We start from the raw sequence: 23,813 nt of genomic DNA on the forward strand, positions 1-23,813 counted from the left end.
AACTGATGCTCACGGCGACCGACCTGGTCAAGCAGTATCCAGTGCGGGGCGGGGAGGGTGTGGTGCACGCCCTCGCCGGAGTCTCGCTGACCGTCGGGGACGGAGAGACCCTCGGTGTCGTCGGCGAGTCCGGCTGCGGCAAGTCGACCCTGGCCAAACTGCTGGTGCGGCTGGAGGATCCGACATCCGGCCGGGTAGAGCTGGACGGGGTGGACCTGACCGAGCTGCGGGGTCCGGCGCTGCGGCAGCAGCGCCGGCACATCCAGATGCTCTTCCAGGACCCGTACTCCTCGCTCAACCCGCGGCTGCGCGTCGGCCAGGCGCTCGGCGAGGTGCTGGCGGTGCACCGGCTCGCCGACGGCCGGCAGCGCGAGCGGCGAGTGGGCGAACTGCTGGAGATGGTCGGGCTGGGCGCGGCGTTCGCCGCGCGCTACCCGCACGAGCTTTCCGGCGGGCAGCGGCAACGGGTCGGCATTGCCCGGGCCCTCGCCGTGGAGCCGAAGGTTCTGCTGCTCGACGAGCCGGTGTCGGCGCTCGACGTCTCGGTCCGGGCCGAGATCATGAACCTGCTGGTCAACCTGCGCCGCGAACTGGGCCTCAGCTACGTGTTCATCAGCCACGACGTGGCCATGGTGCGGCACATCAGCGACCGGGTCGCGGTGATGTATCTCGGCCGCGTCGTCGAGATCGGCGACTGGAAGTCGGTGCTGGACAACCCTCGGCACCCCTACACCGCCGCCCTGTGCGCCGCGGTACCCGCACCCAACCCGGAGCTTTCCCAGCCGATCGAGGCCACCGTCTCCGGTGAGGTGCCCAACCCGGCCGCCCCGCCGCCCGGCTGCCCCTTCCACCCGCGCTGCCCGCTGGCGCAGGACGACTGCCGGCGGCTCGACCCGGCGTTGCTGCCGCTTCCCTTGGGCCCCGGCCACGAGGTGGCCTGCCATGTGGCCGCCGAGCAGGTGAGCGACCGGTCGGCGCAGCTCGCCCCGTCCGGCTCGTGACCGCTCCGGTGCGGGTTCGCCGGGCGGTGGCGGCCGACGCGGACGCCGTCGGCGCCGTCTTCCTGGCGTGCTGGCACCGCTCGTACGCGGACCTGCTGTCACCGCAGGTGCAGGCCCGCTACGACGAGGCGAGCGCGGTGGCGCTGTGGCGACGCGTCCTCGCGGCCGCACCCGACGGCGTCCTCGTCGCCGATGTGACAGGGCACGGGGTCCGCGGCATCGTGCGATTCGGCGCGGACCCGGACGACACGCGTCACGGACATGTGTTCAGCCTGTACGTGCACCCGGACGCCCAGGGTCTCGGGTTGGGTGGAAAGCTGCTGCACGCCGCATCTCGGGAGCTGCGGGTCGCCGGTCACGGCATGGCGACGTTGTGGGTGTTCGCCCGGAACGACGCTGCCCGGCGGTTCTATGCGGCGCAGGGCTGGACGCCCGACACCGGCACCCGGGTCGAGGAGGCGTATGGCGAGCCCGAGGTGCGGCTGCGCCGGAACCTGGCCGAGGCCGACGTCCGTAAGTGAGTCATCGCAGTGCCTCACCACGTCCCTCTCCCCCACGGACCTGCGAGGGAGGCCGTGCCGGCGTCGACGGTTGACCGCAACGCCCCTCGCCGGCGCCTCCCAGGTGCCGACGCTGCGGTAGGACGGAGCATCAGCCACCCGACCTGCGAACACCACGCCGAGACGTTGCCCAGGCCCTTCTTTGCGGCCGGGCTCGATTGGCCACCGCGTCGCTCGCAGCGTTTGAACGTATAACCGCAGCGTCGATGCCCTCGCCCGGCTGGCACCGCCGGTGCCGAACCCCTCGTCAACGTCACTGCCGCGCCAGCGCCCTCGTTTGGCGCGAGCCCGGCAGAGTGGCAAGACCTTGTTTGACGGATCCGAGCACGTCGCGGATTACGATGAGCAGGCACTTCAGCGGGCGGCAGGATGGCCAATGGGCGCAGCTACCAGGCCGGGCAGCGGTCAGTTCGTGGGGCGTGAGCAGGAGCGGGATCTGCTTGACGTCACGCTTCGCGCTGCCCGGGCCGGCACCGGCCACCTGGTGTTGATTTCCGGTGAGCCAGGGGTCGGCAAGACACGGCTCGCCGAAGAGGCTGCCGCGCTGGCGCGAGCCGAGGGGACGCGCTGCGGTTGGGGCCGGGCCAGCGAGGAGGAGGGCAGCCCGCCGTACTGGCCATTCCGGCAGATTATGCGGATGCTTGACAGCTCCGGACCGGTGCTGTTTGGTCCGACGGCCGGTACGGCGCGGGCGGAAACCGCGGCGCAGGCACGGTTCGGACTCTTTGAGACGGTCACCGACGCGTTCCGGTCGGCCGCCGAGCCAGCCGGTCTGCTGTTGGTCCTGGATGACATCCAGTGGGCCGACCGCGCGTCGCTGCAGCTGCTGGCACACCTGGCTCGCGGAGTGTCGGATTCGCGAGTGGCCGTGGTTGCCACGTACCGGGATACCGAGACTGCCGGGCAGGAGCCGTTGCTGGCCGCGTTGGCCGCGTTGGCTCGCGAGTCGTCCGTGACCCGCCTGCGCTTGGTCGGCCTGACCGAGGCCGAGGTCGGCATGCAGTTGGCTCAGGTGACCGGCTGGACGGTCCCGCCTTCGGTGGCCGCGGCCGTGTGCCGACGCACCCAGGGAAACCCGTTCTTCGTCAAGGAAATGGGCAGTGTGCTGGCCAGTTCCGCCGATGGCAAGCTGCCTGACGGCGTACGCGATGCGGTGCGGGGCCGGCTTGCTCGGCTGTCGCCGGAGTGTCGGGCGCTGGTGTCGACCGCCGCGGCGTTGGGTTCGGAGATGGATCCTGCGGCGTTGGCCGGGGTGCGGGGGCGGGACCTTGGCGTGGTGCTGGCTGCGGTGGACGAAGCAGTGGCCGCCGGCATCGTCGGTGAGGGGCCCGGGCACCGGTTCACCCACGATCTGATCCGCGAGGCGGCGAGGCTGGAGGTCTCCACCGCCGAGCGCCTGGTGTTGCACCAGGCGATGGCGGGATATCTGACCGAGCGCGGCGATGCCGCCGGCCGAGCGGCCAAGGTGGCCCACCACTGGCTTGAGGCGTTGCCGGCCGGCGACCCGGTTCAGGCGGTAGCCGCCGTGGAACGGGCGGTCGCGCAGGCAATGGCCCAACTTGCCTGGGAGGAAGCTGAGTCGCTGTGCCGGCGGGCGTTGGCGGCCCTGGCGACCAGCCAGCTGAGCCAGGCCGACCGGTGCCGGCTGCTGCTCGCGAGGGCGGGTGCCCAGGTGCGCTGCTACGACGTGGCGGGCGCGCGGCAGTCGGTCCTGACGGTCGCCGAGATCGCCCGCGACCTGGGTGACGCCCACACCATCGCGTATGCAGCGCTGACGATGGAGGGCGTCACCGACTTCCTGTGGGATGCCACCGGCCGGGCGCTGTGCGAAGAGGCCCTGGCCGGCATCCCCGAGGTGGACAGCGGGCTGCGGGCGCGGTTGCTGGCCCAGTTGGTCATCGCCGACACGTGGCGGTCCCTGCACGATGCCAAGCCGCGCGCCGCGACGGCTCTGGCGATGGCGGAGCGAGTCGGTGATCGGCGAGCCATCGTTGAAGGCTTGCGGGCCGGTCAGATCGCCCGCAGCGGACCGGACGGGGCGGCGGACCGGCTTGCTCTCGGCAACCGCCTGTTGACCATCGGCGCGGACGGTGATGAGGACGCGGCGCTCTGGGGACACCTGTGGCGCTTCGACGCGTTGGCCCAACTGGGTGATGTCGGCGCCGCCGAGGCAGAGCTGAGTCCGATCAGCGCGGTCGCGCGGCGGTTGCGGTCGCCGCTGGCCCGCTGGCACGCCGTGCGGTGCCGGGCGACGATTGCGGCCGCGCGTGGTCGCTTCGCCGAAGCCATCGCCTACGGCGAGCAAGCGGAGGCACTGGCCCGCCGAGCTGGCCACGAAGGCTCGTTGTTGCCGTCGCTGGGCTTTCTGATCCTGGTACGCGCGGAGACCGGGGACCTGGACGAACAGCCGGACGAGCTGCTTCGGCTGCATTCCCACAACATCCCGACGACGTCGATGCGTGCCGTGCTCGCCAGATGGAGACTGGCCCTCGGGCAGCGGGACGAGGCAGAACGGATCTACCGGACCCTGCCCTCGCCTGCCGATTTACCCGCCTTCGTGCTGTTGCCCGCGCTCGCCGGCATGGCCGAACTGGCCGCTGAGTTCGACGACCGGTCCACCGCCACCGAGGTGTACCGGATGCTGTCCCCGTACGCCGACCTGTTCATCTGTGGCGGCGCCGGGGCCATCCTGATCGACGGATCGGCTCACCTTGGGCTCGGCGTGGCCGCGGCGACGATCGGGCGGTTGGACGACGCGGCCCGGCACCTGCGCGCGGCTGTCCAGATCAATGAGAGGGCCGGCCTGCCGCCCAGAGTTGTGGTAGCCAAATTTCAGCTGGCGAAGGTGCTGGCACGGCGGCGCAGACCCGGCGACCGGGACGAGGCCTCGGCGGTGGCCACCTCGGTGGTCGCGCTGGCCGGTGGTTTGGGCATGGCCCCGCTGGCTCATGCCGCCACCGAATTTGCCGCATCCCTGGCCGGACACACCGCTGGTCCGCTCAGCCGACGCGAATTGCAGGTCGCCACCCTTGTCTCACAGGGTCTGACCAACCGGCAGATCGCCGCCGCCGAGCACATCAGCGAGCGGACCGTCGAGACCCACGTGCGGAACATCTTCACCAAGCTCGGCTTCGGCACCCGGTCCCAGGTCGCCACCTGGATCGCCACCGGCGGCACCCAACACCGGTTACGTACCCCGGATCAGTAGGACCACCGACGCCCGGCCGGGGACGGCGATCGCACGCTGTGCGCATGACAGCTGCAGGCACCACAGCCACGCCGCGCCGCCGGCTCGCCGCCCTGCGGGCCGCCTGGCTGTTCGACGGAACCAGCCCCACCCTGATGGCAAACCCCACCGTGGTCATCGACGGCGACACGATCATCACGGTCGGCCCGTCCGTTCCCGTACCGGAGGGAGCCACCGTGGTCGACCTGGCCGGTGCGACGATCCTGCCCGGCCTCGTCGACAGCCACGTCCACCTGGCCTTCGACTCCTCCGCTGATCCGGTCGCACGGCTGGCCGAGCGGGACGACGCCGCGGCGTTCGCCGCGATGGCCAGCACGGCCCGCACAGCCGCCCGTGGCGGCGTCACCACGGTGCGGGATCTGGGTGACCGCGGGTACCTGTCGCTGGGTCTGCGCGAGGCCGCGCACACCGACCCGTCCCTGCCCGAGATCCTCGCCGCCGGACCGCCGATCACCACACCCGGCGGCCACTGCCACTATCTGGGTGAGCCGGCCGTGGGCCGTGCCGGCATCCGGGCCGCGATCCGCGAGCGAGCCGACCGCGGGGTCGATGTCATCAAGATCATGGCCAGCGGCGGGAACCTCACTCCGGGCAGCCGGCCCGAACTGGCTCAGTACGGGCTGGCGGAACTTCGCGCGGCAGTCGAGGAAGCCCACCGGCTTCAGTTGCCGATCACCGCGCACGCGCACGGTACGCAGGCCATCGCCGACGCCCTGGCCGCCGGTGTGGACGGCCTGGAGCATGTCTCGTTCATGACCGCCGACGGGGTCGACGAGATCTCCGAGGAACTGCTGGTCGCGCTGGTGAGCAACCCGGTGACGCTCGGCATGACGCTGGGCATCGCCCCCGCACCCGGCGCGGCTCCGCCGCCCGGCATGATCGCCCGAATGCCGGCCATGATCGCCAACGCGCAACGGATGTACCGGGCCGGCGCGTCGATGATCGCCGGCACCGACGCCGGCATCAGCCCGATCAAGCCGCCGGACGTGCTGCGCTGGGCATTCGCTCACCTACAGCAGCTCGGCATGACCCCGGCCGAAGCACTGCACTCCTGCACCGCCCGAGCGGCAGCCGCCTGCGGGCTCGGCGACCGCAAGGGCCGGCTGGTGTCCGGTTATGACGCGGACATGCTCGTCATCGACGGCAATCCGCTCGACGACCCGGTGGCACTGCACCAGATCCGCAGGGTGTACCTGCGCGGCGTCGCGCTGTCCGGTCCAGATGGAGGGCATTGATGGCCAGGTGCCAAGTGCGGCGGCAGTTGTCACGGCAGCTGCGAGCACGACAGCGACGGCGGCTACTGAGGGGCGAGTGGCGGCGACAGTTGGGGCACGATATGGCGGATCGTCGGCCCGCTCGGATCGTGATAGTCGAGAACAATGTCCGGGTGAGGGTCAGCATCCGGGTGCAGGTCGCTCGCCTGTTGGTGGGAGGTGCGCGTTGCGGCTGTGGTCGGGGCATCCGTGGTCACGCGAATGTTGACGCGGCAAACCTCGTCGTCGCTCGGCGCGCACGTCCCATCTGTGATCACCATGACCGTCAAGTCGCTCGCCTCGGGGTCAGCTAAAGGCAGGCGGGCGGCGCTTGCGGGGGCCGGTCTGGAGACCAGGCAGCGGCAGGCCCGGCCCCGGGCGTGCAGCGCACGGGCCAGGTAGCCAATGACGGTGACCTGCGAGTCGGGGCAGGCTACGGCCACCCGCAAGTCCTTACCGACCGCTGCCGCCGCGATTACGTCAGCAACGGTCGCCAGCACCACACGTTCGCGTGCGATCGCGGACAGCTCAAGCACCATAAACGCCCTTCAGCCCGGGCTGACCGGCACCAGTTCCCATAACACTGCCACCGCCACCGGGACTCTGCGATCCAGATGTTGCCGGCCCGACATCCGACCACGACGTCGCCCCTGGCCGACCTTCATCCCTGCCACCAAAGCAGGCGTCACGGACGCCGGTGCCGTTACATGGAACTGTGTCTCGCGGGGGCAGGACGGCTGCATGCTCACCCCCTGCCGCACCCCCGCCGTGACCGAGCAACGAAGGTCGGTGCCAGGGGTTTTCATCGTTGCGTTACACCGGTACGGTGCCCGGATGCGACATATCGGAACCTTGATCGCCGCGATCGTTATCGGTCCGTTGGCCTGGATCCTTCTCGCCATCGGCCAGGACCGCTCGGTCCAGGCCTTCACCACAGCGCAGAGCAGCGGCGCCTTCAACACGGGTGACTTCGTTCGGACCGCGCTGCTACTGGCAGCGGCGGGAATCCTACTCGGGCTCATCGCCACACTGCGATTCTCCCCGCTCGGCGCCGTGCTGACCGGGGTCGCGTACGCGGGCAGTTACCTCGCCATGCTGACCCGCCCGACATGGCTGCTGCACCTCCTCGGCCACAAGGTGACCGTGGCCGGCCAGCACGCCGACCTGGCCACCCCGGTGCGGACCGGCACGACGCTACTGATCGGTGCCGCGATGCTGCTCGCCATGCTCAGCGTCCAGCGCTGGCGGCGCTGGCCACGATCAACCGCCGAGGCAGCCGAAATGGAGGCTCCGGAGAGCTTCTCTTCGCCTGCCGTTCCGGCGCAGGATCGCCCGCTCGGCGCCGAAGGGCTCGGCCTGACGACGGCAAGCCAGCTTCCGCAGCCCGACGCGACCACCCAAAACGACACCGGACCGCAGCCGATCAGGGCCGGTGCTACTCACCGGGCGAACACCCTGCGAAGCAACTCAGAGGCGCGGCGATAGTCTGACAACCACGCCGGCTGCCCGCATGAACAGCCTCGCCGCGGTCCTCCTCGCCGCTGCGGGCGGTTGTCGACTCTCAGGCGAGCAGCGGCTCGAAGATGTCGCGAGCCAGCGTGAGGGCCTCGTCCTGGTCGAGGACGGTGACTGCGAGGGTGGGATGGGCGGTGATCCACGCCTGGGCGTTTTCGGTTGAGGTGAAGAAGTTGATGGTGGAGCAGCAGGTGTCTACCGAGCGGCCGGTCGTCCGGCTTGCCGCGTACACCACCACCGCTTCCGGCGGCTGGTAGGTGGCCGCGCCTCTCTGGACGATGACCTGGATGGGTGTGCCGGTGTGCGGGTCTGCGGAGGTGATGACCGCGTCAGTGTCGAGCATGAACGCCATGCCCAGCGCGTCGATGGCGCACATCGCAAACACGTCGATGTCACCGAGCGACACCACATGCGGTGTCGGCACCGGGGAGAACGGGTAGGCGGCGATCAGCCGTCCGCCGTCGTCGACAGCGAGCAGATCCACGGCAGTAAGTTGACGTAGGGCGGCTGCCCCATCGAGGCCGACCGCTTCGGCGGCTGAGCTGATTTCGGTAGGGCCGGGGGCGGTCCCGGTGGCGGCGAAATGGCGCAGGACCGCCCGATGCACCTGACGCAAACCATCCGGCAACTGCGCGGCGCGGCGGGGCCGGTCAACTCGGACGGCGTTGCCCAGCTCGGCGCAGCAATCCACCGCTTGCAGGTCCGCCCCAGCCGGGACCGCCGCTGATTCCGACGTCATCGCCTGTTGCAGGGCTGCCCGAAGGTGCTCGGCGGTCGGGAGGTCCAGCCGGCACGCCGCCCCGTCGTCAACGACCCCGCCCATCACATCCACGCCGTTGACCAGCACCGACGGCGACGGATAGTCCCCCACCACCTCGGTCACTTCGGCCGGAAGCCCGAGGGCGGCCAACGACGTGTACAGCGCCTCCCTGACCGAGGCGAGATTCGGACAGTCCGGCACCGAGCGAAGTTCGACGATCACCCCACCAGTGTGAACCCTGTATCCGACTACAGGATCAAGGCCACAGCTGGGCACACTGGCACCACGCGGACCGGGTAAGTGGCAGACGCCATCGGAGTCACAGTCGAGACCCTGCGCTTCAACGAACTACGCGACCTGCTGCCCGCCCCGGCACGGATCAGGTCGGTCAGTGTGCGTGTGCTGTGCGCAGGGTCAGGCCGATGCGGGTCAGGCTGACCGGAACCGCCACGAGCATGGGCCACACCAGGGCCGGGGCCACAAGCAGAACGGCTGCCACCATCGCCACGTCCAGGGCGACGAGGCCGAGCCCGCCGGCGACCCCCCAGGCGAGCGCGGCGGTAGCTGCGCCGGCTGGTCGCCGAGGTGATCAAGAGGGCGACCACGGCCAGCAGCGGTAGCCCGAAGGCGGCCGCGGCCGGTGGGGGAAAACGGCCAGCTCCAGGCGTGGGAGGCGACGAGGGTGGCGCCCCAGCAGGCGCCGACAAGCGGGCCGGTGGTAGGAGCCGAGGTAGAGGGCGAGGGAGACCGGGGCGTCGGCGAACTCGGCTCGTAGCTCCGCCGGCGAGTCGGGCAGGGCCAGGGCCGTTGCAGCCGCCGCAGCTCCAGATCGGCATGACCGGGCCGTGGGCGGTCACTGCGCACCCTCGAGGAAGCGTGTGGTGATCATCCGGGCCTGCCGACTGGTCGCCCGGTCGACCTGCCAGCACGGGTACGGGCACTGTCAGGCGCGACCACCAGGCACGGCAGCCGACGCACATGTCATCGAGTTTTCGGCCGTGCACCGCCAGGATGCGCAGCTCCTGGTCGACGTTCACTGAGCCTCCCCTCCCCCGGTGACCAACACCGCGCCCGGCGCCACTCGGCTGAACGGAGCGCTGTGGCGCTGTGGCGACGCGTCCTCGCGGCCGCGCCCGACGGCGTCCTCGTCGCCGATGTGACAGGGCACGGGGTCCGCGGCGTCGTGCGATTCGGCGCGGACCCGTGAGCTTCCCCCCTCGGGCCGGACACCCTGATCCCTGGCAGATGAGCCAGGAGGAAGGATGCCCTGGTGGCACGTCCCTCGCAGTACACCGAGCAGTTCCGTAAGGACGCGGTGGCGTTGGTCCGTTCGTCGGACTCGCCGTTGCGGCAGATAGCCCGTGACCTGGGCGTCAACCATGAGACGCTGCGTGGTTGGGTCCGGGCCGAGGAGCGTAGGGAGGCCGGCGGCCGGTCCGCGGAGCCCGAGTTGACGCTCACCGAGCGCGAAGAGCTGCGCAAGCTGCGTGCTCGGGTGCGGGAGCTGGAGCTGGAGAAGGACATTCTCCGCAAGGCAGCCCAATATTTTGCCAAGGAGATGGGGCATTGACCAGCCGCTACCGCTTCATCTCCGCCGAGCGCGCCACCTACGGCGTCACGCGGCTGTGTCGAGTCCTGCGGGTGCGCCGCCAGGGCTTCTACGAGTGGTTGCACGCCGCGGAGGCCCGCGAGCAGCGTGAGCAGGACGAGGACGCGCTCGCTGCGGAGATCACCGCGATCCACGCGGCGCACCGACAGGCGTACGGGTCCCCGCGCGTGACGGTGGAGCTACGCCGGCGCGGCCGGCGGGTCAACCGCAAGAAGGTCGAGCGGATCATGCGTCAGCGCGGGATCGTGGGCTTCACGCGCCGGCGACGCCGATCGCTGACCAAGCAGGATGTGACCGCGCCACCGGCCCCGGATCTGCTCGGCAGGGGCTTCACCGCCGCCGCGCCGGGCGAGAAGCTGGTCGGCGACATCACGTACCTGCCCACCGAGGAGGGCTGGCTGTATCTGGCCACCGTCATCGACCTGCACACCCGCGAGGTGGTCGGGCACGCGATGGCCGAGCACATGCGCGCCGAGCTGGCCTGCAACGCGATCACCCTGGCCGCCCGCCGGGGCCTGACCGGCAAGGGCGCGATCTTCCACTCGGACCGCGGATCGCAGTACACCTCCACCGAGTTCCGCCGCTGCCTGCGCAGACATCGGCTACGGGCATCGATGGGCCGTACTGGATCTTGCTATGACAATGCGGCCGCGGAAAGCTTCTTCGCGACCCTGAAAACCGAGGTCGGCACCAAGGTCTGGCCCACCCGCGCCGCCGCTCGCCAAGCGGTCTTCGCCTACCTGGCCTACTACAACACAAACCGTCTACATTCGACCATTGGATACCGCACACCCACCGAGGCCCGCCTCGGGTATCGTCACACCCACGCCCTCGCAGCGTGAGAACCCCGGTGTCCGGTCCCGGGGTGGAAGCTCACCGGACGACACGCATCACGGACACGTGTTCAGCCTGTACGTGCACCCGGACGCCCAGGCTCTCGGGTTGGGTCGCACGCTGCAGCCGGAAAGCTGCGGGCTGCCGGGTACGACACAGCGACGTTGTGGGTGTTCGCCCGGAACGACGCTGCCCGGCGGTTCTATGCGGCGCAGGGCTGGACGCCCGACACCGGCACCCAGGTCGAGGAGGCGTACGGCGAGCCCGAGGTCCGGCTGCGCCGGAAGCTGCCGGCAGTCACGCCAGCGCCGGCGCGGCGGCGGCGGCCGCCGCGTCAGCCTCGCAGCAGCCGCCGCACCCCTTCGGGGGAAGTGGACGTGCTCTTTGACAAGATGCGTTAGTCGCAGCTAACGTGTTTCGAGTGATCGACGCGTTGTCTGCCGCTGCTGAGCCCACCCGGCGACGAATCCTGCAGCTGCTCGCGTCGCAGCCCCGCACCGTGAGCAGCATCGCGGCGGAGTTCACGGTCACCCGGTCGGCGATCTCCCAGCATCTGCTGTTGCTGGCGGAAGTTGGCCTGGTGGAACCCGAGAAGGTCGGCCGGGAGCGCATCTATCGGGTCGTTCCCGAGGGACTCCGCCAACTGCAGGCAGAAATCGACCGGTTCTGGACGGCCGAGCTCGACCTGTTGGTCGCCGACGCACACGCCCTGAAGTCTCAACGGATCGAGAGAGACCACTGATGTTCACCAAGACCGTCGTCCTCCCCGTCGACATCGACGAGGCATTCGCCCTCATCACCGAGCCGGAGCGGCTGCGCCGCTGGCAGACCGTGTCGGCCCGCGTCGACCTCCGCGTGGGTGGTGACTACCGCTGGACCATCACCCCCGGCCACGTGGCGGCCGGCACGTTCCGGGAGGTCGAGCCCGGCAAGCGTGTCGTGTTCGGCTGGGGTTGGGAAGGCAACCCGGACCTCGTCCCCGACGCCTCGACCGTCTCGATCACGATCGAGCCGGTCGCCGACGGCACCCGGGTCACCCTCACCCACGAGGGGCTGACCGACGAGCAGGCGGCAATGCACGCCGAGGGCTGGAACCACTACTTCGGCCGTCTCGAGAAGGCCGCCGTCGCCGGGGACGCCGGCCCGGACGAGTGGTCCGCCGCTCCCGAGCGGCTCGACGAGCTGTCCGCCGCCGACGCCACCCTGGCCGTGCTGCAGACGGTCCTGCGCCAGCTCACCTCCGAGGACCGCGCCAAGCAGACCCCATGCGCGGACTTCACCTGCCACGATCTTGCCGAGCACCTGTTCGGTTCCATGGTCGCCTTCGGTTCGATGGCCGGCGTCAAGGTCGTGAACCCCGGAACGGGTTCGCTGGAAAACCGGGTGGCCACCATGGCGGCGCAGGCCATCGAGGCATGGCGCGCCCGCGGTCTCGACGGCACCGTCCCCACTCCCGGCGGCGGCGAACTGCCGGCCACGTTCGCGGCGGGCATCATGTCGGTGGAGTTTCTGTTGCACGCCTGGGACATGGCCCAGGGCAGCGGCACGCCCCTGGTCGTCACTGACGAGGTCGTGACCTACGTCCACAAGCTCGCCGAGCAGATCGTCCCCGGCGCCCGCGGTTCCTCGTTCGCCGACGAGGTCGCCCCGCCCACCGGTGCCGACCCGATGGAGCGGTTGGCCGCTTTCACCGGCCGTCGCCCCGTGGCTGAATGACAGGATCCGGCAATGCAGATGCCCAAACCCACCGACGCTGACAAGCAGTTCTTCCGGTCCGTCATCCCTGAGGCCCCAGGGGTCGAGGTCAAGCCGATGTTCGGCAACCTCGGCGGGTTCGTGAACGGCAACATGTTCGCCGGGCTGTTCGGCTCGTCGGTCGGCGTGAAGCTCGCCGCCGACGACCTGGCCGAGCTGGCGGCGATCGAAGGTGCGGGACCGTTCGGCCCGGCCGAGCGACCGATGGGTGGATACCTGTCGCTGCCCGAGTCGTTCACCACCGAGCAGGCGGCCGTGTGGGTCGACAAGGCTCAGGCGTACGTCGCGACGCTGCCGCCCAAGCACAAGAAGAAGAACTAGCGGTAGTGAGGGCCGGCGACCGTCCCTGCGGCGGAAGTCGCTCTGCGATGAGCGGGCGTCCGGCGACGTCCGCTCATCGGCTGATCTGCCCAGGTAGTGCCGTTCTCTGGGCGGAGCGTCACCAAGACCTACGATCTGCTCGAGCGTGCCGGTGAGCGGCTCGCGCTCGGCCGGGCCCGTCGGGTGTACGCGGACTGGAACCCGCCAGCACGGTCAGCGCGCCGAGAGGTCCGCAGCAGGTGGGCAGCGTCTCTGGTTCCCTATGCGATCCTCGGCAAGCCGGACGTCCGGCTGGTGCTACCGTCCCGGTTGGTTACGGGGGTGGCGTGCACGTGGCGGTGGAAGCCGCGACCGAGGGCTGCCCCGCGGACCCGGTGAGGGTGTCGCGGGGCGGTGGTGGGAATCGTGTGCGGCACCTGGCTGACCGGCCCTTGCGGGTTGGTATCCTGGGGTGTCCGTCCCGCCGGACGCTGGCCGGCGGATCGCGATGGGGAGTCTGCCGGGGCGGGAACCTGCCGTCGCAAGGGCAGCAGGCGTGAGGTCTTGACCGTTGCAGGTCGGGTCTGCTTCGGGGTGGGTACGGTTTTGCGTCGATCCCGCAGTGGCGGGATCGTGGCGGCTGGGGTTGGTCGACGTGTCCGGTGACGGACCGGTGTGTCGGTGGCTGTCCGGATCGCGGCGTTGCCGTTACGGCCGCGGCGGGTTTTGGCCTGGTTGGCTAGGCCCCTGGCCGCGATCCGTTGCGCCGCGGCGTGGTCACGGTCCATCGACAGGCCGCACGAGCAGGTGGCCCACCGGTACCCGGCGACGCTGCGCTGCGGCGTTTTGACGTGCTTGACCGCACCGCCGCAGCGGGGACAGCCGGACGAGGTACCACGCGCCGGCACTGTGACGACTGCGGCACCTTCTTTCGCGGCGAGGTGGGCGATGGCGGTGAACACGGTGCCGCGTACCGCGCCAGAGATCCGCCGGTTGAGGCTGCGTGACCCACCACGGCCCTCGAGCGTGGCGAGGTCCTCCACGTAGATGACGGTCGCGCCGACCGCGGTCGCCTGGTCGACGAGCCACCGCGCCGCCGACCAGGCAAGAGCCTTGTTGAGATGCCGGATCCGGGCGCACACCGCCGAGTGCTCGGCCTTCAGGAGGACAAGCTTCGCAGTCAGTGCCTGCTCGGCTGGGGTGTGGGCAGGCCGGCCGTCACGCAGCCGGATCACATGGTCGACTTTGGTGTTGAGGTGTTCGCGGTGACGGCGTAGCCGCACCAGCTTCGCCGACACCCCGGTCGCGTCGAACCGCAACGGGCGGCCCTGCACCACCACAGTGCCGTCGGGGTCGAGGTCAGCCACGGTCGCGGTCAGCAGGGTGTTCACACCCCAGTCAACACCAAGCGCACGAGTGTGGCCGTCCAACCGGGGCGGGGTGTGCGGGGTCTGCCAGGGCAGGTCGACGCGAACCTTGCCATCGCCGGGACGCAGCGTCGGAGTGCACACCTTCACCCCGGCCGGCACGATCGCCGGCAGCACCACGTCGAAGGCATGCCACACCCAGTCGCGGTACGAGACCGGCGCAGCGCACATCGGAAGCTGCGACCACACCCGCACGATCCTGTCGTCGACCCGGTCGACGGCGACCTGTTGCCGGTCGGCCGCAGCGAGGCTCACCTGCCGAGCCACGGCCGGCGGACCCTCCAGCTCACACAGGTCCGCCGGCGGCCGGCCATACACGCCGAGGTATCCGGTGATCTGTCGGGTGCGGCTGCGGATCGTCGCGCTACCGGTTCCTTCGGGTAACGCCGCCCGCAACGCTGACCACTCGTCATCGGTACGGGCGGACGGATCAGCCGGCCACGTGGCCAGCAGCGCGGCAACGGTCCCACCGATGTACTCAGCGGCCGGACCCAGACGCAGCAACGACATGATCAAGAAAATACCACATAGGTTCGCTTAGCTAATCAGCCAACAGTTGCGCACCCCGTTTGACCCGGCGGCACTGACGCTGCTGGCGGAACCTGAGGAGCCAAGCCATGCGGGCAACCACAGTCGTCAACCTGAAGGGCCACCGCGACGACCCGGCGTACGCCGACGTGGTCTACGTCGGGCGCGCCATGTATCGCGGCGGCTGGCGTCTCCCCGGCTCTCCCTTGTCCAGCCCGTACCGGCCCGGCCCCGACGGCACCCGGGACGAGGTCGTCGAAAAGTACCGCGCGTACCTGCTCGACCGTCCCGAACTCCTCGCCCTCCTCCCCGATCTACGCGGGCGCAGGCTGGGCTGCTGGTGCGTGCCGGAACGCTGTCACGCCGAGGTGATCGCGGAACTCGCGGACTCCCTGCCGTCGCCTTCCGGCTGACCACGGGCGACGATGCCGGGTGCGTCGCTGGACGTCCCGCGCGCGACCGCCGACGGGGGGCCGCCCGCCTGCCGGGCTCGACCAGGTCCGGACCGCGTCACGTGACGGTGAGGTCGTCCGACGCGGGCCATACGCCACCCGCCGGCATGTCCAGATGCTCCCCGAGCGCCTGCCGCCACTCGGGCGCGGCAAACGGCTCGCCCCAATAGTCCGTCACCGTGACCGCCTCACCGTCGCGCACCTCGGCGATCGAGACATTGCGATAGATCCGGCCGTCGCCGTAGTCGTTGCTCCACTCGACGACCATGGTGTTCCCGCAGGCGTGCCGCCGGCCCACGCCGAGCCGCAGCCCGACGAAGTGCGACTCCACCTCCGCGATCCGCGCCCGACCCCGGATCAGTTCGCCGGACTGCGGCCATTGACGCACCGCATCCTCCGCCAGCGGTATGCCGAGGATGCGTTCAAGCCGGGTGCTCGCTTCGACGTTCATTACCGGGATTTTAGTGATGAATCATCCGTGGCCGGACAAGGATCTGGCGACTCGCGTCCGAGCGCCAACCGTTGGCCAACGCCTGTCGACCGCCGACGACGGAGGCGCTGACGCTGCCGTTCCTCGGCCGTTCCAGGGACAGGCGCTGCCGCCGCCCACAAGGAAAGTCCGATGCCCGGACACAACGAGTCACATTGGCGGGCCTGCACTGTTACGGTCAGGCCCGTGCCCGCCGACAAAATCCGGCATCCGGTCGGGTCGGCCCGGGTGGCCCGGCTGGCCACCGTCGGCGCCGACGGCCGTCCGCACCTGGTGCCGGTGTGCTTCGTCCTGCTCGGCGACGTCGCCTACCACGCGGTCGACGAGAAACCCAAGCGCCACCGGCGGCTACGCCGGCTGGAGAACATCCAGGCGACAGGGCATGCCTGCCTGCTGATCGACGAGTATGACGAGGACTGGTCGCGGCTGTGGTGGGTCCGGCTGGACGGGCACGGCTGCCTGGTGGAGGACCGCGCCGAGGAGGCCGCGGCCCGCGCAGCGCTGGCCGACAAATATCCGCAGTACGTCCAGCAGCCACCGGCCGGGCCGGTGGTCGCGCTGCGGGTGACCCACTGGTCGGCGTGGTCGGCGGCGGGCCCGGCCGAGTGAGACCCCGTCGGAGGCTCAGGCGACCGGGGCGAGGGCGTCGAGCACCTCGTCGGCCCGTCGCAGCGACGCCTGCGCGCCCGCGCGGGGTGAGCCGATCTCCGGGTCGAAGTTGAGGTCGACGAACAGTTCGGTGATGCCGGCTTCGGCAAGTCTGCCGAGATCCGACCGGATCTGCTCAAGCGTGCCGGTGAGCGGCTTGCGCTCGGCCGGGCCCGCCGGGCGTACGCGGACCGCACCGCGGGAGACGAACCGCAACGAGCGGGGATCGCGCCCGGCGTCCGCCGCGGCAGCCTTGACCGCCGCGACTGACTCGCCGATGTCCGTCAAGTCCGCCTGGCTGCCGCTGACCCAGCCGTCGGCGAGTCGGCCCGCCCGGCGCAGCGCCGCGGGCGCGTGCCCGCCCAGCAGGATCGGGGGATGCGGCCGCTGCACCGGCTTCGGCTCCATCCGGGTCGGCGGGACCTGGTAGAACTCGCCGCGATGCTCGGCGACGTCGTTCTGCCACAGGGCGCGAAGAACGGCGAGGAACTCCTCGGCCCGATGGCCCCGCCGATGCTTGCTCGCACCCGTCGCCTGATACTCCTCGTCCGCCCAACCGAGGCCGAGTCCGACGTCGAGCCGCCCGCCGGCGAGGATATCCAGAGTCGCGGTCTGCTTGGCCAGCACCACCGGGGAGATGAACGGCATGTTGAGCACCGCGACGCCGAGCCGGATCCGCGTGGTGTGGGCGGCCAGGAACGCCAGCGTGGTCAGCGGATCCTGGACGCTGTGGTACGTCTCGCTCCAGCCGAGGTCGGCGGGCGCCAGCAGGCGCTGGAACGTCCACAGCGAGTGGTATCCGAGCTGCTCGGCACGGCGGGCGACGTGGATCATGTTGTCCGGTGTGGCCCACGATCCGGAGATCGGCGGGGCGAATCCAACCTCCACCCCGGCACGGTACCCAGTACCGTCCCCGCCGGACACTGGAACCGCCAGCTATCCTCCGGCCATCGCTCCGAGGACGAAGCCCGGCACCCGGACCGGGCACCTCGAGACGGGTCCGCGGTCAGATCGCTTGGGCGAGTTCGGTAAACGCAGCGGCGACCCGCGTTGTCGGCGGGGCGTCGATGGCGAGTTCGTAGTGTCCGCGGCGCAGATTCTGCATGAAGGCGTGCCCGGCGATGATTACCTGTGCTGTCTCGCCGGTCCGTAGCCCGCGCATCGGTCTCAACCGGTGTCTGAGCTGGCTGTGATCAGCCTCGATCGGATTTTGGCGTACTGCTCAACGTGGTGCCAGCCGACGGGATCAGCTCGTCGAGCACGGCGGGGTAGACCGCGGCGGCGTCGGTGACCACCTCGCTGGGTGTCGCCTTCAACGCCGATAGCGCCCGGCGGAAGAACCACCGGGCCGCGTCGACGTTACGGCGGGCCGAGACGACGACGGGAGCGCCCGCCAAGCGGGAGCGCTCGCTCAATGCATCACCTGCGCGGCCTGCCGATCACATGCGTAGCTCGCGGAGGATCTCGACCGACGCTCGGTAAGCAGGGTCGTCGGCGTAGCCGGAGTGTCCGTGCATGGCCGGATACGAGCTGTCCCCTGCCGTCCTGGCGAACATCGGGTCGATCATTCGCCGGTCAATGTCCTGGTTGTCGCCAACGCGGCCATCGGCGGCCCACTCGCCGGCGCTGATCTCGACCGCCTCGAAGTCGCGCAGAATCCACCCGCCGATCGGGTCGCTGGGCCGGTAGAGGTTGCGCCACGGCCAGCGCGGCCGAGCGCCGTCACTGGTGTCCAGCGGCTTGTCCTTGCCTAGCAGGAAGGCGCCGGTACGGCGCAACGCGACAGGTCCGAAATAGGCGGGGAAGAAGCGTGCGTAGAGCCGACGCAGCGGGCTGCCGTAGGTGAGCAGGGCAACTCGGGCGCTTTCCTGGTAGGTCAGTTGCATGACCACAGCCGCGCCGATGACCGTCCCCTGGGAGTGACACGACAGCAGGACATGACCGCCGCAGGTGCAGCCGAGGTAGTTGATGCGCTTGATCAGGTCCGGGACGGCCCGCTCGGCGTAGCAGGGCGGCGCGAGTGGATGCGTGGCGCGCGGCCAGAAGGTGCCGACGTCCCACAGAACGCCGACGGTCCGGCGGAACCGGGGGTTGCGGTATGCCTGGCGCCCGACGTAGAGGAGGCCGGCCACGAAGCCACCGACGAGCAGGTCGCCGATGTTGACCGCCCAGCGGGCTTGTGTGTAGACCCAGCTCCGGTCGACCAGGTAACCCACCACGCCGGCTGCGGTCAGAACAGCGAGCAGGACAGCGAACGCGCCGGAGACCCGTCCACCCACATCGCTGACAGCTGCGCGGGACCAAGCGGCAGCGATGTGGCGCGCCCGTCGCAGCGTCTGTGCATGCTCGGGGAGATCAGGCGCGTCGAGGGCCTCGGCGATCTTGGCCGTGGGAAAGGCCGGGATGACGTGGTCACGCAGCATCGTGTCGGTGTTGCGGCGCACCAGCCACAGCCCGACACCCACCAGCAGCAGGGCCATCGCGGCCACCGGAACTGCAAGCGCAGCTCCCCAGAAGTACACCAGCGGGACGACGAACGCGTCGGGCCCAAGGTCGGTCGGCGCCGGCTTGCCCAGAACATGTGCCACCGCCAGGGCCAGGCCGGCGGCGAAGACGCCGGCGAGTACCACAGCCGCCATCATCAATGCAGGCGCCGCGAGGCCGCACCACGCCGGTGATTGTCCGGCCTCTGATCGCGCTCGCGTCAGCAGGAGGACCAGCATGCCCAGCAGCAGGACAACCTGAACCGCCGCCAGCACCTGGACCGTCCCGGCGAGCCACGGCAGCTGCGAACGTGCATCGCCGGGCACGGGCACCGCTGCGTTGACGCCGGGCTGCCAGACCACCACCGCTCCGAGGACACTCACGACCAGGGCCAGCCACGGCAACAGCGTGTAGAGGTCGCGCCGGTCGCGATGCTGACCGTCCCCGTCCGGTTGCTTGCGCTCATTAGGTAGGCAGACCAGCACGACGGTCAGTCCGAGCAGGCCCAACGCCAGCCCGAACAGGAAAGTCCCCGCTCCAGCCCAGGCCGAATCCACGGCCGCCCCCGACTTCACAGCGCGAAGGCCCTGACCGTGACCGGCAAAAGGCGCTAGCAGGAAGACGCCGACCAGCGCGAAGCCCGCCGCGACGTGGGCGGCCCGCAGCCGACGCACCTGGCTCTCGCCATTCCACATCCGGCGGTTCTCCAGCGGGGTCTGCTGCTGCTCCTCCCGCGGAGCGGGCGGCACGTCCGCTGCCTCCAGCTCCCGCCATGTCTCGTTCGCCAACCACCACAACAAGCCCACCACGGCCAGTGGCAGCGCGGCGGTCACGGCGATGCGTCGTCCAGGGAGGTCAAGCCACGACCAGGACAGGAAGCCCAGCCATGACACCCGGTCCGTGCAGTTGCGCGACTGCCGCACACACTGCCAGCCGAAGAAGTCCATGGAGACCAGAACGACGGCCAGGACGAACGTGAGCGTTATCGACAGCGCGAACAAGCGCTGCACCACTTCCGCCGTACGCCGGGAAGCCTTGCGCTCGTCATCGACGCCGGCGTACGGCAGAGCAAAGAAGGCGACATTGACCAACAGGAACGGCGTCAGCAGCAGCCACAGGGCCCGCTGCCCGCTGCCCGCCGTCAACCCGCCCCATGAGTACGCCTCAAACCGCTCATCCGCCGTATCGGCGGAGGTCTGCTTCGCTTCCCACTCTCGGCGGTAGAAGCCCGCCTCGGCATCCCCCGCCACCAGCGCCACGTGCGGATGCGCCAGCATGCGCTCGGGCGGAGTTCCGGACACGCCGTGAACCCGCAGCTCGGTCCAGCCCCCGCCGTCCTGGTTCACGTAGCCGCCCATGTTCCACCTCCGGCGCTACCGCAACTCTCAGTGCCTCTCTACCGCGAACCCTCCAGGCCCACAGTCACCCAGCGGACACTAATCGTGTCCGAGTGTTCAGCGGACCGTTTCACCGATGCGGACGAGAGCCAGCGGCGCCGGTCGCGGCCCGGACGATGCCGGACCAGCCCCCCAGCTCGACGGAGAGTCGTCGGCGGATCAGCGCCTCGCTGGGACGACCGGTGGAGCGCGCCCACGAGGCGTAGCCCTGGATGGTGACCCGGTCGACGCTTTTGGCGTACTCGGCGATGGCGGCCAGCAGGTCGTCAGCCGAGTAAGCTGCCTCCCCGGCCGGGGCCGGGGCCAGGGAAGCGGCAGTTGTGTCTCTGCGGCGGTAGAGCTGTGCCGGTCGTCCCGGCCCGCTCCGGTCGACGTGTTCGGTGCCCTCGATCTTGTCGTCGGCGAATCGGCGGAAGGCGTCCTTGTGACTGACCCGGCCGTCGACGGCATCGTGGATCTGCTGCAGTTGGCGGATGGTGAAGTGGTCGTTCAGCAGCCGGTCCGGATCGGCCGCGTTGCGGTAGCGGGTTCGCAGGTCGCGGACGGCGCGGGCGAGGATCTCCTCGTGGTCCGCGGGCAGTGTGGCCTGCCGGTCGGGCAGCGCCGGGCGGGATCCGCCCGGTGGGGCCACGGGCGCGAGGTGGAGATCCGGCCGCTCGTCGACCTGCCGGCTGATCCGGTCGTACGGAACGGTGTCGGCGTGCGCGACCGAGATGACCCATCCCCGGGGGTCCCGGTCGGGGTCGTCGAAGACGTGCAGCTGACGCGGGGCGAGCCCGGAGATGTCGCACTTGTCGCGCAGCAGCCGTAGCACGGCTTCGGCCAGCCGCTCCCGTTCGTGAACGAAGGTGCCGGGCAGCGCCCAACGCCGGCCGTCCAGGGGCTCGTCACGACGTACCAGCAGGACCGCTAGTTGGCCGGTGTGCGGTGTCACCGTCATCAGTGCGACGTCCACGGCGAGCGACGGACGAGGGTAGTCGACGAGGCGCCGGCCGTGGCTGTCGCGCCATGCGGGGTGAGCATCGGCTTTCACGCCACCAACCTTATCTTGCTTACCGCGAAAACTCCTGTTAGCTTTAGCGCGCCCAGCGAGATAAGTACCATCCCGGAGGTTTCCGTGAACGCTCTGCCCGCCCTGCACCTGGGCGCCCCGACCCAGGCCGGACCCCTCACCGTCTTTCCGGTGTGGACGGACGCCCCGATCGCTCCGGCCGCCTGTCGCACCTCCCTGCCCGCCGACGCCCGGATCGACGAGCTGCCCACTCCGGTGGTGGGGAAGCTGCGGGTCACCAACCCGGGCGGCACTCCCCTGCTGTTGCTGGAAGGCGCGCTGCTCGACGGCGGATGGCAACACCGGGTGGTGACCCGCAGCGTGCTGGTCGACGCCCAGGGCCGGCAGGACGTGCAGGTCGCCTGCGTCGAGCAGAACCGCTGGGCGGGCGGCAAGGTCCAGCGCCTGGCGCGACACCGCGCGCCGCTGGCCGTACGCGGTGCGCTGCGCGGCCTGCGCGCGGAGAGCCCCGGCGTCCGTGGGACCAACGTCGACCAGGGCGACGTGTGGCGGAGGGTGGGTCGCTACGAGCGCGATCTCGGCAACTCCCCTACCGCGTCCCTTGTCGACCTGCAGAACCGCCAGGCGGCGGAGTTGAAGACCGTCCTCAGCACGACCCGACCGCTGTACGGGCAGCGCGGCGTGCTCATCGGGGCGGCCGGTCACCCGGTGCTGCTGGAGGTCTACGACGACCCGCAGACCCTGGCCGAGCAGTGGGAAGCCCTGCTGTCGGCGGTGGCCCTGGACGCGCGTCTCGCCCCGCCGCAGCCCACTCCCGGGCGTCGAGCGCGTGCGTTCATCCAGCGGCTCGCTGCGGCGCCGCTCCGGTCGACCAGCATGGGCGGCAGAGCCGTCGCGGTCGACGCCGACGAGGACAAGCTGCTCTCGGCTCGGGGCATCGCCCTCGGCTACCGACTGCTGCACCTCGCAGCCCTGAACGCGAAGCACCAGTTCGTGCTGGCCGCATGACGCCGCGGGGTCGCCGCACGCCCGGTCCCGAGACGCGCGGCGACCCTTGATCTTGAAGGTCATTTCTCCGGACGTCGGTCAACGGCGGAGGCGCCGGGCGCGGGGGCGTCGTGGTCGGCGCGGAGCAGGCATCGCCGGCATGCGAGAGTGTGGGCCGGGCGGGCGGGTGTCGACGGCCGCCCGCAACGCCCCTGAGCAGGGAAGGCGGTCCGCCGATGTTCAACACCGCACACCTGCAGGTCGTGCTGGAGATCGCCCGGCACGGCACGATCGTCGCCGCCGCGGAGCAGCTCCGGCTGAGCCCGTCGGCGGTCTCCCACCAGCTCGCCACGCTGGAGCAGGAGGCGGGGGTGGCGCTGGTGGACCGGGGACCGCGCAGCCTGCGGCTAACCGTCGCCGGCCAGCGCCTCGCGGACTACGCGCAGCAGATCGCCGACCTGATGTCGGCCGCCCGCGACGAGCTGTCCGCCCACGGCGAGGGCCGGCGGGGCCTGCTGCGCATCGGGTTCTTCGCGACCGCCGGCGCGGAGCTGCTGCCGCGCGCGCTGTCGAGCTTCACCCGGGACCATCCGCAGGTCGAGCTGGCGCTGATCCTGGGGCAGCCGCACGAGCTGCTGCCCCGGCTCAACCAGGGCGAACTGGATCTCGTGGTGGTGTTCGACCATCCGTTGAGTCCCGCCCAGGATTCGCCGTACGCGAAGGTCGAGCCGCTGATGGTGGACCCACAGCTGGTGGTGCTTCCCGCCGACCACCCGCTGTCCGGCCGGCGGCGGCTGCGGCTCGCGGACCTCGCCGCCGAGCCGTGGATCACCACCCTCGGCGTGCAGGGCGAGGTGTCGGTGCTGGAGCTGGCGGCGCGGGCCGAGGGTTTCCAGCCGCGGATCCGGTGCCGCAGCGACCACTACGAGGTCGTGCTCGGCCTGGTCCGGGCCGGCGTCGGCGTCGCGCTGGTGCCGTCGCTCGGCCTGCGCAACCCCGGCGAGGTGGCGGTCCGGCAGCTCACGCACGGCAGGCTGCACCGGGAGATCGGCGTGGCGCTGCGTCCCGGCAATCCGAATCCGGTGGTGGGCAGCTTCGTCGAGCGGCTGGCCGACGCCGCCGCGAAGCTCAGTCAGGAGCTGTCCGAGCGATGGGCGCCGGCGAGCCGGTCGACCGCCGTGCCCCAGCGCCGCAGCTCCGCCACGGCGGCCCGCTCGGCTCCGGGCTCGAACGCCGCGATCACGGCGTAGACGACGGTGTGCCGGCCGGACACGATCCCGGTGTCGGCCCGTACGCCGGTGTCGGTGCCGGTCTTGTTCAGCACCCGGACGTCGTCGCTCGACCAGGGGTCGTGGCCGATGGAGTCGGCGACCAGGGTGCGGTCGGTGTTTCCGGCGAGCCAGTCCCGTAGCAGCGCGCACGCCCGCGGGCTCTGCCAGGTTCCGGCCGCCGCGTCCGCGAGGAACGCGCAGAGCTCGCGGGCGGTGCCGGTCGCGAAGGTCTTCGGTACGCCGGGGCCGCGCTCGGCCCGGATGCGATCGTGCACGGTCGTGT

Annotated in this window: 25 protein-coding genes and 1 pseudogene; 15 read left to right on the plus strand and 11 right to left on the minus strand. The window is 70.6% G+C overall.

The annotated features are described in order from the left end of the window. Positions 1-5 precede the first annotated feature (5 nt). The 4 genes from OG799_RS11280 to OG799_RS11295 all read left to right on the plus strand — a co-directional run bounded on the left by OG799_RS11280 (position 6) and on the right by OG799_RS11295 (position 6,043). Positions 6-1,001 (plus strand): ABC transporter ATP-binding protein, encoded by a 996-nt coding sequence (locus tag OG799_RS11280; protein WP_406044982.1) that lies wholly within the window; start codon positions 6-8, stop codon positions 999-1,001. Beyond that, complete coding sequence (locus OG799_RS11285) at positions 998-1,522, plus strand: GNAT family N-acetyltransferase (protein ID WP_406044983.1); 525 nt, start codon at positions 998-1,000, stop codon at positions 1,520-1,522. The genes OG799_RS11280 and OG799_RS11285 overlap by 4 nt, the downstream gene beginning before the upstream one ends. 451 nt (positions 1,523-1,973) lie before the next feature. Continuing rightward, positions 1,974-4,769, plus strand: coding sequence for an ATP-binding protein (locus tag OG799_RS11290; RefSeq protein WP_406044984.1), 2,796 nt, complete (start codon positions 1,974-1,976; stop codon positions 4,767-4,769). 44 nt (positions 4,770-4,813) lie between these two features. Further along, on the plus strand, positions 4,814-6,043 hold the full coding sequence (locus OG799_RS11295; RefSeq protein WP_406044985.1) for an amidohydrolase family protein: 1,230 nt from the start codon (positions 4,814-4,816) through the stop codon (positions 6,041-6,043). Positions 6,044-6,105: 62 nt separating this feature from the next. Here OG799_RS11295 and OG799_RS11300 read toward each other — a convergent pair whose 3' ends face one another. Then, positions 6,106-6,600 (minus strand): hypothetical protein, encoded by a 495-nt coding sequence (locus tag OG799_RS11300; RefSeq protein ID WP_406044986.1) that lies wholly within the window; start codon positions 6,598-6,600, stop codon positions 6,106-6,108. 295 nt (positions 6,601-6,895) lie between these two features. Between OG799_RS11300 and OG799_RS11305 the strand changes: the two genes are divergently transcribed. Then, positions 6,896-7,546, plus strand: a complete 651-nt coding sequence (locus OG799_RS11305) for a hypothetical protein (RefSeq protein ID WP_406044987.1) — start codon at positions 6,896-6,898, stop codon at positions 7,544-7,546. Positions 7,547-7,622: 76 nt separating this feature from the next. On the opposite strand, the gene OG799_RS11310 is transcribed toward OG799_RS11305, so the two are convergent. Both OG799_RS11310 and OG799_RS11315 read right to left on the minus strand, forming a co-directional pair. Further along, complete coding sequence (locus OG799_RS11310; RefSeq protein WP_406044988.1) at positions 7,623-8,558, minus strand: alkylmercury lyase family protein; 936 nt, start codon at positions 8,556-8,558, stop codon at positions 7,623-7,625. Positions 8,559-9,189: 631 nt separating this feature from the next. Beyond that, positions 9,190-9,373 (minus strand): annotated as a pseudogene (locus OG799_RS11315) (hypothetical protein). 233 nt (positions 9,374-9,606) lie between these two features. On the opposite strand from OG799_RS11315, the gene OG799_RS11320 reads away from it, so the two are divergent. From OG799_RS11320 to OG799_RS11345, 6 genes are all read left to right on the plus strand, one after another. Then, the gene (locus tag OG799_RS11320; protein WP_406036412.1) at positions 9,607-9,906 is read left to right on the plus strand and encodes a transposase; all 300 of its coding nucleotides are present in this window, start codon (positions 9,607-9,609) and stop codon (positions 9,904-9,906) included. Continuing rightward, on the plus strand, positions 9,903-10,787 hold the full coding sequence (locus OG799_RS11325; protein ID WP_406036413.1) for an IS3 family transposase: 885 nt from the start codon (positions 9,903-9,905) through the stop codon (positions 10,785-10,787). Before OG799_RS11320 ends, OG799_RS11325 begins: the two co-directional genes overlap by 4 nt. Positions 10,788-10,949: 162 nt before the next feature. Then, positions 10,950-11,180 (plus strand): hypothetical protein, encoded by a 231-nt coding sequence (locus OG799_RS11330; protein WP_406044989.1) that lies wholly within the window; start codon positions 10,950-10,952, stop codon positions 11,178-11,180. A gap of 20 nt (positions 11,181-11,200) precedes the next feature. Next, on the plus strand, positions 11,201-11,521 hold the full coding sequence (locus OG799_RS11335; protein ID WP_406044990.1) for an ArsR/SmtB family transcription factor: 321 nt from the start codon (positions 11,201-11,203) through the stop codon (positions 11,519-11,521). Beyond that, positions 11,521-12,495, plus strand: a complete 975-nt coding sequence (locus tag OG799_RS11340; RefSeq protein ID WP_406044991.1) for a TIGR03086 family metal-binding protein — start codon at positions 11,521-11,523, stop codon at positions 12,493-12,495. The genes OG799_RS11335 and OG799_RS11340 overlap by 1 nt, the downstream gene beginning before the upstream one ends. Before the next feature lie 12 nt (positions 12,496-12,507). After that, entirely contained in the window at positions 12,508-12,855 is a 348-nt protein-coding gene (locus tag OG799_RS11345) for a TfoX/Sxy family protein (protein WP_406044992.1), read from the plus strand. 260 nt (positions 12,856-13,115) lie between these two features. Here OG799_RS11345 and OG799_RS11350 read toward each other — a convergent pair whose 3' ends face one another. Next, positions 13,116-14,771 (minus strand): zinc ribbon domain-containing protein, encoded by a 1,656-nt coding sequence (locus OG799_RS11350; RefSeq protein ID WP_406044993.1) that lies wholly within the window; start codon positions 14,769-14,771, stop codon positions 13,116-13,118. A 107-nt stretch (positions 14,772-14,878) separates the two neighbouring features. On the opposite strand from OG799_RS11350, the gene OG799_RS11355 reads away from it, so the two are divergent. Further along, positions 14,879-15,202: a DUF4326 domain-containing protein gene (locus OG799_RS11355; protein ID WP_406044994.1), complete on the plus strand. Its 324-nt coding sequence runs from the start codon at positions 14,879-14,881 to the stop codon at positions 15,200-15,202. 97 nt (positions 15,203-15,299) lie between these two features. Here OG799_RS11355 and OG799_RS11360 read toward each other — a convergent pair whose 3' ends face one another. Beyond that, the gene (locus OG799_RS11360) at positions 15,300-15,692 is read right to left on the minus strand and encodes a hypothetical protein (protein WP_406044995.1); all 393 of its coding nucleotides are present in this window, start codon (positions 15,690-15,692) and stop codon (positions 15,300-15,302) included. Between the two features lie 225 nt (positions 15,693-15,917). Between OG799_RS11360 and OG799_RS11365 the strand changes: the two genes are divergently transcribed. Beyond that, the gene (locus OG799_RS11365; protein WP_406044996.1) at positions 15,918-16,340 is read left to right on the plus strand and encodes a TIGR03668 family PPOX class F420-dependent oxidoreductase; all 423 of its coding nucleotides are present in this window, start codon (positions 15,918-15,920) and stop codon (positions 16,338-16,340) included. Between the two features lie 15 nt (positions 16,341-16,355). Here the strand turns inward: OG799_RS11365 and OG799_RS11370 are convergent, their stop codons facing one another. From OG799_RS11370 to OG799_RS11390, 5 genes are all read right to left on the minus strand, one after another. Continuing rightward, positions 16,356-17,267 (minus strand): TIGR03619 family F420-dependent LLM class oxidoreductase, encoded by a 912-nt coding sequence (locus tag OG799_RS11370; protein ID WP_406044997.1) that lies wholly within the window; start codon positions 17,265-17,267, stop codon positions 16,356-16,358. 118 nt (positions 17,268-17,385) lie between these two features. After that, entirely contained in the window at positions 17,386-17,541 is a 156-nt protein-coding gene (locus OG799_RS11375) for a hypothetical protein (protein ID WP_406044998.1), read from the minus strand. Positions 17,542-17,572: 31 nt separating this feature from the next. Next, positions 17,573-17,794 carry a DDE-type integrase/transposase/recombinase gene (locus OG799_RS11380; RefSeq protein ID WP_406044999.1) on the minus strand — a complete coding sequence of 74 codons (222 nt, stop codon included), beginning with the start codon at positions 17,792-17,794 and terminating at the stop codon, positions 17,573-17,575. A 24-nt stretch (positions 17,795-17,818) separates the two neighbouring features. Beyond that, positions 17,819-20,221 carry a hypothetical protein gene (locus OG799_RS11385; RefSeq protein ID WP_406045000.1) on the minus strand — a complete coding sequence of 801 codons (2,403 nt, stop codon included), beginning with the start codon at positions 20,219-20,221 and terminating at the stop codon, positions 17,819-17,821. Between the two features lie 109 nt (positions 20,222-20,330). Further along, the gene (locus OG799_RS11390; RefSeq protein ID WP_406045001.1) at positions 20,331-21,293 is read right to left on the minus strand and encodes an NrtR DNA-binding winged helix domain-containing protein; all 963 of its coding nucleotides are present in this window, start codon (positions 21,291-21,293) and stop codon (positions 20,331-20,333) included. A gap of 84 nt (positions 21,294-21,377) precedes the next feature. Between OG799_RS11390 and OG799_RS11395 the strand changes: the two genes are divergently transcribed. Both OG799_RS11395 and OG799_RS11400 read left to right on the plus strand, forming a co-directional pair. Next, the gene (locus tag OG799_RS11395) at positions 21,378-22,280 is read left to right on the plus strand and encodes an ARPP-1 family domain-containing protein (protein WP_406045002.1); all 903 of its coding nucleotides are present in this window, start codon (positions 21,378-21,380) and stop codon (positions 22,278-22,280) included. A gap of 215 nt (positions 22,281-22,495) precedes the next feature. Further along, positions 22,496-23,509: a LysR family transcriptional regulator gene (locus OG799_RS11400; protein WP_406045003.1), complete on the plus strand. Its 1,014-nt coding sequence runs from the start codon at positions 22,496-22,498 to the stop codon at positions 23,507-23,509. Here the strand turns inward: OG799_RS11400 and OG799_RS11405 are convergent. Next, positions 23,392-23,805, minus strand: a complete 414-nt coding sequence (locus OG799_RS11405) for a serine hydrolase (RefSeq protein WP_406045004.1) — start codon at positions 23,803-23,805, stop codon at positions 23,392-23,394. The two genes, OG799_RS11400 and OG799_RS11405, sit on opposite strands and share 118 nt — an antisense overlap. Positions 23,806-23,813: the final 8 nt, after the last annotated feature.

It is taken from the genome of Micromonospora sp. NBC_00898 (assembly GCF_045207895.1).
Classification (GTDB): domain Bacteria; phylum Actinomycetota; class Actinomycetes; order Mycobacteriales; family Micromonosporaceae; genus Micromonospora.